The following is a 10,507-nucleotide window of genomic DNA, read 5'->3' as shown; positions in this document are numbered from 1 at the left end:
CCACTCGTAGAAGTGAAGGACCGGGCGAATCGCGCAGACCTCGCGTCGACGATCATCCACGAGTACGCCCACGCGATTTTGCATTTCGACATTACTGACGCGACCGAGCGGGCGAAACGCGAGGCCGAGGCTGAGGCCGTTGCGTACGTCGTTGGTCGATACCTCGGCTTGGATACGAGTGGGTCGGCGTTCTACCTTGCAGCGTGGCAGGGCGACGAGACAGATGTCCTCCAAGAACGACTGGGTCGGATTAGCGGGACGGCCGAAGAGATTCTCTCAACACTCGACGCGGTCTAACCCCATCTGCCGTCCGGCGCAGTTTTTCATGCGCCCGAAGGGGTGCGCGCATTGCGCGCTGGCTACCATGATTCCTGTACTACCAGAGTTCGATCCACCTACGCGTGTCCTCAAGCGAGCGCAGTACGAGGCGTTCGCGTTCGAACTCCTCGACGGCGATGTCCGTGTTCGCAACGAGAGCTATGCCGACCCGACCGCGCACGAGTACCGCGTTCGAATTCAGGACGGCGTGCCCGATTCGTGTGCAGCCGACCTCCACACCGTGCAGTACGACTCGAAGACAGTCGTCGACTTCCTTGACGAGCGGGATTGTACGTCTATCCTGTAGTGGTATGCATAGTGTATCTGCGTCACTTCTGACTGCGCTGTACGGTCTATTCTTGGAACAACTACTGTCGTGTCCGGGTGACACTCCGTGTCGTCATAGTTGTGTACGAGTACCGATTACGAACCCCGCTCGTGTGGGGAGGGCGCGCTCACAACGAATCTGATATCTCCTCTAACTTGTCTTCCAGTTCTGCCTTTCTCTGATTCGACTCACGTTCGCGTTCCATCGCCTCGGTCAAATTGGGCGACCTGTTGCTGACGAAGTTGTCCCCTTCTTCGGCGACCTGCCGGAACACGTTCAGCGTGGCGTTGTCGGCGGCCATCTTGACGACAACCTCCTCAGCTCGAAGTGTGATACCTGACCGGCAGTGTGGGCACTGCATCTCGACATCTTCCCTCTCTTCGATGACATTATCGGCACTGGCTGTCCGCGCGAGGACGACGAGTACAGCTTCCGGTTCGATCGCGCTACTGCACTCCGGGCACTCGAAGTCGGTATTGACCATGGTGCTTCTATCTAACCTATCGATCATCAAACTAACTCACCGGGTTCGGATCCGCTCTCAAAAGGGACGCTCCACAGCTTACATTGGGAAAAGACGATCCCCGTCACTTGTCCGCCAATAGTTCGATCGTCTTCGGGTCGCGCTGGCCGTCGTAATACTGCATTAGGGCTGTCTTGAACGGTTCCGGATCGTCCGCGACAGTCTCGAAGAGAGTCATCGACGAGCGGAACTTCCGGTCGTCGGGTGATCCGAAGACGTCGTTCGCGGAGCGGCAGTCGATGTCGTTGACGAGCGTAGTACACTCGAGAAGCCGTGGACTGAGCACCGGATGCCCGAGGTAGGCCTCGGCCTCATCGAGTGAAGCAATCGCGTAGCGCTGGGACATCTGACTACTGCCGAGGCCTTCCACCTGCGGGAACACGAACCACATCCAGTGGCTCTGCTTGCGTCCCGCCCGAAGCTCTCGCTTGACTTGCGTAATCACCGACTCCTGTGCTTCGACGAACCGCTGTAGATCGTGTGGGTCTTCGGAGCGTGACATCGGTCGACTCAGATCTGTTTAGTAAGCGCTCGAAAATAAAGTCTGACGCGCATGCTATCAGTCTGAAATTTCGTTGACTTCAATTTGGACTTTTCAGCGAAGGTTCACGGATATCTAATCCACCTCACTCGACAGTCGAGATCGAGATGTGATAGGGGGTCTCACAGGAGACGCACATAACACGTCCCTCGAATTTCGTAGAGATTGTTTCGATGAGATAGTCGGTCGATCCACAGGCTGGACACCGAACCTCACTCGCCGTAACCTCTGCAGACGCTGAGGTCATACGAAACTGGACGTCCATGGTCGATTGTGAGTCTAGTCGAGTCGTGGTGGAGTCACAGTAAACGGTTCCCAGAATTTCTCGATTTCTATGACGCCGTGACTCCGGAGCATGCAGAGAAATTCGATGGCCTCCTCGTCATCGAGTGGAAGAACGTCGGCGGCCAGTATCTCTTCGGCAGTATCGTAGCTCAGGAGTTCTTGGAACTGTGACTCCGTGAGATGCACCGTTAGATGTGTCGTTTGTGTCGGTACGTCGAACTGAAGTTTTCCACCGACAGCAGTGTAGGGTGCCTTCTGTGTGAGCGAGGATTTGAGGATTGACTGCCGCAACTCACGTTCTTTCTTGTTTACCCACACACACTCGTCGACGACGTCGTCGTTGACTGGACAGTGCGTGCATTCTTCGTTATACTCACAGCCGGCACAGGGAACTAGCTCACGACCTCGACTATCAATTTCGGCGTTGAAATCGAGATACTCGGCCGTAATCGCGTCGAGATTGGACGATGAGTCCGCGACGGAGTATGTGCCTTCGTCAAGGACGTACGCGTGAAGCGGGCAAGGGGCGAGGTCACCTCCGGAGGTGACGACATAACTCCTATCACCGCCCGGACACTGTCCGTCGACGAGTGGGATATTTGCATTAAAATACGTGTTTAGGAACTCTCGATATCTGTACGCCCCAGGAATATCGAGATGCATGGTTGTGTGCCGATCGAAGACGAGCAAGAGCGACTCCAGTCCATCAGTAATCTCGAGTCCGAGCTTGTCCCAGTACTCTGGGGCGCGTCCTCTGGGTTCGATAACCTGGAACGCGAGACCGTCTGCATCGAGTCGGTTCGCGAAGGGAACGAACTGGTTTGCCTGAGATCTGTTGACAGCATTGATGGTAATCGAAACACCCAGATGAAGTCCAGCTTCTTTCACCATCGACGCTGCAGCGCAGGCAGATCGGAAATGTCCCTCACCCCTGACGCTGTCGTTTACTTCGCGAGTCGTTCCCTCGAACGAGAGGTTGATTGCGTCCAATCCTGCGGATTTGAGTTCGTCGACACGTTCGGGATCCAGTTGTGTTGAATTTGTGACAATCCCGACGTAGCCATCCGGGACCTGAAATTTGAACTCCTCGATTGCAGTGAGTAACCGATCGTACGCCAGCGTCGGTTCGCCACCGGCGATGTCGATTGTTTTGACGCCGCACTCGGCCAGATTCTGTACGACTGTTCGAATCTCATCTTCAGTCATCAACCGGTCGTCACCGTGACCTCCGTTTTTCGAGGATGCTGCGTAGCAATGCTCACACTCAAGGTTACACATGTCTCCTGGCGTGAGGTCAAGTGTCGCGATACGTGAGGCTGCTTTTGACATAGTGTACGTGATAAATAACGGTTGTCTGGTTGTAATCAGCTAACAGTGGTTTCGACTGTGGCCGGTTTTTGTCGGTAGTTCGACTCTCTCGCCGTCTTCCTGTTCGATGAGGTCACTGGCTTTTTTTCTTTTCCGACATGCAACTGTAATTTTAGCCTGTTTGTAGTTATGCTTGTTATCTCAAAATGAAGCCATTTTTTTATTGCGAAGAATGCTACGGAGAGCATCAAACCGATATAGCTTAGGCGACGCTACTGAGGATCTCGACGAGAGCCCAGGTTGCGTCACGTCGCAGAAACAAGAAGAGACGTGGTGTATCGACAGAGAGGTTCCGAGACAGAGGGTCACTCCGGGTCGCAGACGGTGGTAGCCCACCAAACGGCGATGATGACACAGCGGACCTGCCCTGCGAGTGTAAGCAGTTGTCCGAAGACGTGCCGTGCTGGAACTGTGTCGACGCTGGGCAGCGTAATCTGTCTGAATAGTTGTTGGTGAGGGTTCGTACGTCACCAAAGTACTCGTCAGTCGTCGGACTGCTGGGACGCAGCGTACGCACCAGCAAACTGCTCGCGCACCTCTCGGTGGAGCAGTTCACTCACCACTCTTGGGCCAGTCAGAAAATCGCGTCAGCATTGTTTTGTGTCCGATTCATGTCGTAGCTTGAGAATACTGCGGCATCAAAAATACACGGGAGAACATCGGCCGTTGAACAGCTATCCTGGACGATATCCGAAATGAAGTGATAGTACTCTCGGTTGCTGAGCCCGGAACCGGAGACGCGATAAGGCAGCTCAAGATTGGAGTTTAACCATTTTGTGATGCGGGAGTCGAGAGGTATCTCAAACCGTGTCAACCCGAGAATCTGGAGGATATTCCGCGCCTGCTTTGAACCAACTCTGTGGAATCCATCACCAGCAAATCCTTCAGACAGATACGTCGCTACCTCTCGTTCCACCACGTAGTCACTATCTCTTGGCTCCTGCTTCCGCATTTCCACTAGCTTTTCAAATTCATCCCATAGTTCGTCCCACCCACCAGCATCCAATCGCTCAAGATTTCTCTCACAGGCTTCACCGATATTATTGTAGTACCGAATTCCACCGTACTCCTTGAGTATCTCGGCGACGTATTCGTGGATCCGATCTGTATTCCGACACTTGTCAAGACTCACCGAATGAATCTCTTCCTTCAGAAACTGCGAAACATGGCTTTCTGGTCCCGATCGCTGCTGAGAGGTTAGTAGTGCCGCCAGGTGCGCGTTCCAGAACTGATCTGCAGTAATCTTGATCTCAGCTGCTACAACGTTCCGCTCTCGTCGCTCTTGCACGAACGGATTATGTTCCTGCCTGTTGACGATTTTTCGAACGTTATTGATTTCTGATTCGGAGAATTCCCAGCTGATCTGCGCCATATACCTATGTTCGGTGCCCCATAAGAAAAAGCCAGTGTGGAGGTCAACTAAACCCCGGATACACAAGCCAATTCGTTAGATCCAGATTCGCTCGAGGTTTCGTTTCGAGGAGCTTTAAGAAAATCATGATTTCTACGGCGCCAATGACCTACCATCCAGCATCACGAATCGCATCCACACTGTTATGAAGCGTCTCAGCAGTCCAGTAAGAGGGGATGAGTTCTAACACGATTGGTCCTGAGTATCCAACTTCTGTGAGTTTGTCGACGACCTTTTGGATCGACTCATCGCCTGCTTTCGGCGGAAGATGTTGGAGGCTATTGTCTGGTTCCACAGTACCAACTGTGTCGTCTGCGTCGAGATTGTAGGTGTCGCGCAACTGGTGACGAGTGCTATCTGTATTCGCCGTGGAGCCATGTAGATGTACGTGCGCAGGAACACCCATCGATTCAAGCATCGCGAACGGGTCTGTTGCATGACCCACGTCGAGTGTATATGCTACCGATGGCACAGTCATGCCTTCTGTTTGGCTTGTAACTGGGCATGTGCAGATTCGAGACGATTGACATCTGTTGATTCTGTGAGCAGATACGTGAAAGAACCACGCGGACACACGTTCTCGATGGTGATTGTGGGGGCTTCCTCAATTCCCTTCGTCTTCTGGAGTTGGAGCGTGGCGTTCCCGAGTGTCGCAATGAGCTGCTGGCGTCGAAAATCTAACTCAGCGGTATCGTCTGAAGGAAGGCGGGGTGGGTGAAAGACCACCGTATCCGGCTCACAGTATTGGTATCTATCAATCTCGTCAGAAGAGTCCGTGTCCGAATAGCCCAGCATGGCGTCTTTGACTTTATCGGCACAAATACGAGCGCCGTTGCTACTACATCCGCTCACCAGTGGTGTCATGTGAACGCTCTCGACAGAGAGCCCAAGCTTGTTAGCATGCTGGACAACCGATTCGTTGTACTGTTCTTCGTGCATGAATCCACTCAGTGGACCATCTAATTGCTCTCGGGGCGGTGTGAAGAGTTCAATAGAGAGGCCACGTTCGGCGATTGCACTGAGATATGCACGACTAGTCGGGTCATCCCTGTGAAGGAGTCGTCGTGGAACTGAGACAGATATCGGTCGAGACATACAACAATGCGTGGATGTCAGTAATATCAATCTATCCCACTTTTCGGTCACAACGAGGAAACACAGTTATCCGATTCATCTACCATCGGTATTTAGTTTCAATATTCAATTTTTGAATATAATAAAATAGACAAATTACGGCAGTACTCTTGTAATTTATAGCCGAATAGGATAATATTGTTTGAGAATGAGTAGCAAGACAACGACTGCCAGCGGAGGCCGACCAAGTGAAAGCCTCCACCAATCTGTGTAACTGCTTCAAACGACGTTCTCACCGCTCTGAAAACTACCGTTGCTGAATACAGGACATAGATAGACAGCACCCCCGACTCGTCGTTCGGTGCGGCTTAGATCCCTGAAATAGATCGGTGACGCCCCGAGGATATCGCTCGAATCGTCAGTCGAACCACCAAATTACGACCCGTCCAGTAATCGAGTTCCGATCTTTATCGGCAAACCCACTTCTTTGACTCGGTCGACGACTCGGTCGATGTCGTACTCGACTCGTCTGCAGTCGACTTCGTGCTTCTCGGTATTCAACACAGCGTACGCCGCCCGTGCATCAGAATCTCGAGGCTGTCCGACGCTCCCTGGGTTGACGATTACTCTCCCATCTATGTGTGCAGAGTGTTGGATGTGGGTGTGGCCGATGACGACGCCGCGGTAGTCGTCGAGGTGTCTCCGGAGATTGGGGAACTCAGAGGGAAAGACGTACTTCCCGCGAATCGTCGGATGGCTGTGAACGAGAAGAAATGTGTCGTCGGCAAACGTCTCAGACTCCGGTAGCTCGGTGAGCCATCTTCGTTGTTCTTCCGAGAGACTCTCTGCAGCAAATTCGATACCAGCCTTGGCCATCTGATTTGCGTCGAAGGTCGAAGGGTTCTCGACTGCTGCATCGTGATTTCCTTGGACGACGATATCGGCAACGTCTCGGATTCGCTCGACACACTCCGAGGGCCACGGGTTGTATCCGACGACGTCGCCCGCACAGACGATTGTGTCGACCGCTGGTAAGTCGTCTAAGACCGCTTCGAGTGCCGGCAAGTTGCCGTGAACGTCTGATAGAAGCGCGATTTTCATCGGATCTTATTGTCGGTTGCGTGACCACTTGAACCTTCGTTGGTTGGACGTGTGTCTGACGGTGATTTTTGTGACACCTCGATTAAAGGACGGACATGACAGACGGGACAATCACGACGAGTGCAACCGGTCGGGTCCGTGAAGAACCAGATTTCGCGAAAGTCTCCGTTCGAATCCGTGGCGAAGGACATACTGCATCCGGTTCGAGGGACGCTGCTCGGGACCGGTCTGCGGCCGTCATCGACGCGCTCGTCACCAGTGGTATCGACGAATCGTCGATCCAGCAAGTGACCGTCCAGGTGAAAGAAAATATGGACATATTCGACGAGTCGTTCGATTACGAATACGAAGCAGCAGAGACGTTCGTCGTCAGATGCGACCTCGAGATGGCTAGCGATGCAATCGTCGCAGCAATCGATGCAGGAGCTAGCATAAACTACGTCGAATATGGATTTCCAGAAGAGACGCGAGAACGACTGAAGGAGAGTGCGCTAGAAAATGCGATGGAGAAAACCCGCCGGCGTGCCGAAACGATCGCTGACGCGATCGGCTCCAAACTCGGTCCGGTAACGACCGTGACGACCGAAGACGTAGAGGAGACGGCAGATGGGATGCAAGATATCGTCGACGAGGCGATGGGGTTCGACCCCAGTATCAAACTTAACCCAGGACACATCGTCGTCGATGCTCAAGTTGTGGTGTGTTATCGATTAGAACAAACTGCGACCGACCACGACAATTGATGAGAGTATCCGTCGCTTCCGTTCTACTGCTATCCCTGCGCATGAACCCTGCTCGTCAAATGAGTCCCACAGCGAACCCCGGAGCTCTCGAATGAAAGATATCGTGGAGGCAGCGTTGAACAGTCGGGAGAGAGAAGACGTTGCCTCTGAGCCGACCGAATCCGCAGAACGCTCTACCGACGGATTTGGAGACCTAAAGTTTGCAGTCATTGGATGTGGTGAAGACGGAATCGATTGGCTTTCAGATGGATTCAAATTCCGACCCCGAACTGGACTGTTCGACACGAAAGTCGACTTCGACACCACGACGATCGCCGTTGGTTCTCGATCTAGCCTGTCGGGCGCGAACGACGTCGACGAAGTATTTCCTGTCGCGTCTATCGACCGCAACGGTGAGTCGTCGCCAGAACCGAACGACAGCAGTCACACCTTCGAAGGTGACACTGATATCCTCCAGGAATACGATGTCGCCGTTGTATTCGGAAGCGTCTCACAGGTCAGTACCACAGTTCAGATGGAACACGTCTGTCGACACCTCGCAGAAGAGACACTCACCCTGTGTCTCCCCGTCGTGTCCGCCGACGTACTCACAACGACAGATGCAGTAGCGTTCCGCCGATTGGTCACGGTCACAAATACGACGATTCCACTCGAACGTTCGCGTGTACAAGAGATATTTGGTGCCGACAAAGAGGTCGTCGAAGGCGAACGAACGACCGAACAGACGCCGATTGGAAGGGCTCTCATGGAACTATCGAGAGACATCTTCGAGTTGCTGCAGGTTCCGATAGCGGCCCCCGTTGACTTTCTGAGAGTGTGGTCACTCCTCGAATCAGGGGGCGTTGCCACCGCCCACGTGGGAGCGGGGGTCCGTGATGACGTCCCCGAAACACTCGTGGAACACGCGACATCTCACCGACTGTGTGACGGTGAGACAGACACAGCCGATGGGGGTCTTGGTGTGGTCAGATTCGGTGCCCCGTTCCAGCTACAGGAGTTCCGAGAACTGGAGGACTACCTCGGTACGAATCGACGGCCACCGAATGCAACCGAGACGTGGTGCCACCTCGGCGGGATGCTGAATAGAGGGTTTGGAGATCAATGCCGGCTTGTACTGTTGTTCTCTGGCGTCGATCTGGACTCGGTATCCTTCCTAGAAAGGAATTAACCCGGGGCCTTCAACAGTCTCTACCATGGACGAGATACTCTCGGGCCTCTACGTCGGCACGTCCCAAGATGCAGGTAATCAATCGTTGTTGCAGACCCACGATATCGACACCATCGTCTCGTTAACCTATGCAGACCCGGACGGTACTGTTCCCCAGAATACCGAGCTACGGAGCATACCGATGATGGATGGCCCCCGCAACGACTCTGACGAATTTGACCGAGCGGTCACTGCTGTGTTCGAGAGCGTTCGAGAGAATAATCGAGCGCTCGTTCATTGTTCGGCCAGTGCTTCACGAAGTGTGGCGGTCACAGCAGTCGTGGTCGCTCTCGTAGAAGAGTGCGACATCGAACGCGCATTCCAGATGGTGTCTGATTCGAGAGCTGTCGCTAATCCACACGACGCCCTTCGACGACGGGCACAGTCGTCTTGGAGCGAACGGAAAAGGTGAGTGAGCCCGCGGGCAGTTCTCGACTACTCACGACGACGTATCTCGAAGATTGCTGTCGAAACCTCCCTTAGTGTGGTGGACCGGAGGTACATTTTCCTACTTAAACACAACGCCATGGCAGGCTCACCGTAAACGCAAAGCGGACATATTCAGTGTATTCATTCGAGATCATGTCTGAACACACATACTTCCTCTTTGGGGACATTCACATCAAGCCCACCGGAAAGTCGGTCGATTACGAGAAACTCAGTTTTCCGTCTGACGTCGACGCCATCCTCGTCAACGGTGATTTAACTCACCGCTCGGACGAAGCAAGCCTCGAAGCAGGACGAGAGTTCCTCGCTCACCTCTCAACTCACGATATCTCGGTCGTGACAGTCCCTGGAAACCACGACCCTGCCCCGCATATCGACCGATTGCTCCCCCCACCAGTAGAATCAGCGCATCGAAACGTTGTCCAGTTCGATGACTCTAGAGACGGACATTCCGAAAACGGGGGGCCTCCGGCTATCGTTGGGTGGGGATGCGAACAGTTCGATTTCAGCCCAGAATTCGAGTACGACACGTTTCCCGCCACCGACCCCCGACGACACGACGAACCACGTCACCGTGCGATGGAGCGTGTCGGTGAGACTCTCCTGTGTGCGCTTCGCCCCTTCGTCCACGGTGACTGTACCGCCCGGGATGTTCTTTCGACGCTCGAAATCCAGCGCCAACACCGGGGGACCGCACAGTCTCAACTCGAACATCTCAGGGGGGAGTACGAACAGATTAGTACGCTCCTATCTGCTTCCGAAGCTCCGACAATTCTGCTCACTCACGTTCCTGCATTCGCAACGGCAGTCGATACCCACCATTCAATTGGGTCGCGCGAGGAGGACCGGGATGGACTTGCGTGTGGGTCGCTCGCTCTCCGTCTCGCTATCGAGGACCACACTCCGTTCGCTCATCTCTGTGGACACTCTCACAAAGAGGGATACCACTACGTAGAGGGAGAAGTTGGGGGAACGCACGTCTACAACCCTGGATTTCGGGGGATAGCCCGAATTGACATCGACACCGAGAAACGGTCTTTTGCGTTCGATTTGTTCTGAGTGTCCATTTGTATCTTCAGGGACTGATCGATCAGGCGTTTCAGGTTTTTCTGAGGGCAGGAACGATACAGACTCCAGTGACGCGCTTCGTCGACGGCCGGT

The 10,507-nt window shown here is 53.8% G+C and carries 10 protein-coding genes and 2 pseudogenes; 6 read left to right on the top strand and 6 right to left on the bottom strand.

Going from position 1 to position 10,507, the window contains the following annotated elements:
- Both AUR65_RS20220 and AUR65_RS11780 read left to right on the top strand, forming a co-directional pair.
- A pseudogene (locus AUR65_RS20220) lies at positions 1 to 297 on the top strand (DUF955 domain-containing protein); the annotation flags it as partial.
- 67 nt (positions 298 to 364) lie between these two features.
- A pseudogene (locus tag AUR65_RS11780) lies at positions 365 to 544 on the top strand (SWIM zinc finger family protein); the annotation flags it as partial.
- Positions 545 to 773: 229 nt separating this feature from the next.
- On the opposite strand, the gene AUR65_RS11775 reads toward AUR65_RS11780, so the two are convergent.
- From AUR65_RS11775 to AUR65_RS11745, 6 genes are all read right to left on the bottom strand, one after another.
- Positions 774 to 1,130 carry a hypothetical protein gene (locus tag AUR65_RS11775; protein ID WP_058567057.1) on the bottom strand — a complete coding sequence of 119 codons (357 nt, stop codon included), beginning with the start codon at positions 1,128 to 1,130 and terminating at the stop codon, positions 774 to 776.
- A gap of 103 nt (positions 1,131 to 1,233) precedes the next feature.
- Positions 1,234 to 1,671, bottom strand: a complete 438-nt coding sequence (locus tag AUR65_RS11770; protein WP_058567056.1) for a DUF1810 domain-containing protein — start codon at positions 1,669 to 1,671, stop codon at positions 1,234 to 1,236.
- Between the two features lie 318 nt (positions 1,672 to 1,989).
- On the bottom strand, positions 1,990 to 3,273 hold the full coding sequence (locus tag AUR65_RS11765) for a radical SAM protein (RefSeq protein ID WP_233194367.1): 1,284 nt from the start codon (positions 3,271 to 3,273) through the stop codon (positions 1,990 to 1,992).
- Positions 3,274 to 3,937: 664 nt separating this feature from the next.
- On the bottom strand, positions 3,938 to 4,735 hold the full coding sequence (locus tag AUR65_RS11755) for a hypothetical protein (RefSeq protein WP_058567054.1): 798 nt from the start codon (positions 4,733 to 4,735) through the stop codon (positions 3,938 to 3,940).
- Positions 4,736 to 5,248: 513 nt separating this feature from the next.
- Entirely contained in the window at positions 5,249 to 5,713 is a 465-nt protein-coding gene (locus tag AUR65_RS11750) for a hypothetical protein (protein ID WP_146047420.1), read from the bottom strand.
- Between the two features lie 570 nt (positions 5,714 to 6,283).
- Entirely contained in the window at positions 6,284 to 6,949 is a 666-nt protein-coding gene (locus AUR65_RS11745) for a metallophosphoesterase family protein (protein ID WP_058567052.1), read from the bottom strand.
- A 95-nt stretch (positions 6,950 to 7,044) separates the two neighbouring features.
- On the opposite strand from AUR65_RS11745, the gene AUR65_RS11740 reads away from it, so the two are divergent.
- The 4 genes from AUR65_RS11740 to AUR65_RS11725 all read left to right on the top strand — a co-directional run bounded on the left by AUR65_RS11740 (position 7,045) and on the right by AUR65_RS11725 (position 10,405).
- Positions 7,045 to 7,692 carry an SIMPL domain-containing protein gene (locus AUR65_RS11740; protein WP_058567051.1) on the top strand — a complete coding sequence of 216 codons (648 nt, stop codon included), beginning with the start codon at positions 7,045 to 7,047 and terminating at the stop codon, positions 7,690 to 7,692.
- A 91-nt stretch (positions 7,693 to 7,783) separates the two neighbouring features.
- Positions 7,784 to 8,860, top strand: coding sequence for a hypothetical protein (locus AUR65_RS11735; protein ID WP_058567050.1), 1,077 nt, complete (start codon positions 7,784 to 7,786; stop codon positions 8,858 to 8,860).
- A gap of 25 nt (positions 8,861 to 8,885) precedes the next feature.
- A complete protein-coding gene (locus tag AUR65_RS11730; RefSeq protein ID WP_084816443.1) occupies positions 8,886 to 9,311 on the top strand; it encodes a dual specificity protein phosphatase family protein in 426 nt (141 codons plus the stop codon).
- 170 nt (positions 9,312 to 9,481) lie between these two features.
- Entirely contained in the window at positions 9,482 to 10,405 is a 924-nt protein-coding gene (locus AUR65_RS11725; RefSeq protein ID WP_084816442.1) for a metallophosphoesterase family protein, read from the top strand.
- Positions 10,406 to 10,507: the final 102 nt, after the last annotated feature.

It is taken from the genome of Haloferax marisrubri (assembly GCF_001469875.2).
In the GTDB taxonomy this organism is placed as follows: Archaea; Halobacteriota; Halobacteria; order Halobacteriales; family Haloferacaceae; genus Haloferax; species Haloferax marisrubri.
This window is presented reverse-complemented; position numbering and strand designations above follow the sequence as displayed.

Coding starts and splice junctions, on each gene's coding strand:
- AUR65_RS11775 (WP_058567057.1), bottom strand. CDS start 1,130: ATGGTCAATACCGACTTCGAGTGCCCGGAGTGCAGTAGCGCGATCGAA.
- AUR65_RS11770 (WP_058567056.1), bottom strand. CDS start 1,671: ATGTCACGCTCCGAAGACCCACACGATCTACAGCGGTTCGTCGAAGCA.
- AUR65_RS11765 (WP_233194367.1), bottom strand. CDS start 3,273: ATGTGTAACCTTGAGTGTGAGCATTGCTACGCAGCATCCTCGAAAAAC.
- AUR65_RS11755 (WP_058567054.1), bottom strand. CDS start 4,735: ATGGCGCAGATCAGCTGGGAATTCTCCGAATCAGAAATCAATAACGTT.
- AUR65_RS11750 (WP_146047420.1), bottom strand. CDS start 5,713: ATGCACGAAGAACAGTACAACGAATCGGTTGTCCAGCATGCTAACAAG.
- AUR65_RS11745 (WP_058567052.1), bottom strand. CDS start 6,949: ATGAAAATCGCGCTTCTATCAGACGTTCACGGCAACTTGCCGGCACTC.
- AUR65_RS11740 (WP_058567051.1), top strand. CDS start 7,045: ATGACAGACGGGACAATCACGACGAGTGCAACCGGTCGGGTCCGTGAA.
- AUR65_RS11735 (WP_058567050.1), top strand. CDS start 7,784: ATGAAAGATATCGTGGAGGCAGCGTTGAACAGTCGGGAGAGAGAAGAC.
- AUR65_RS11730 (WP_084816443.1), top strand. CDS start 8,886: ATGGACGAGATACTCTCGGGCCTCTACGTCGGCACGTCCCAAGATGCA.
- AUR65_RS11725 (WP_084816442.1), top strand. CDS start 9,482: ATGTCTGAACACACATACTTCCTCTTTGGGGACATTCACATCAAGCCC.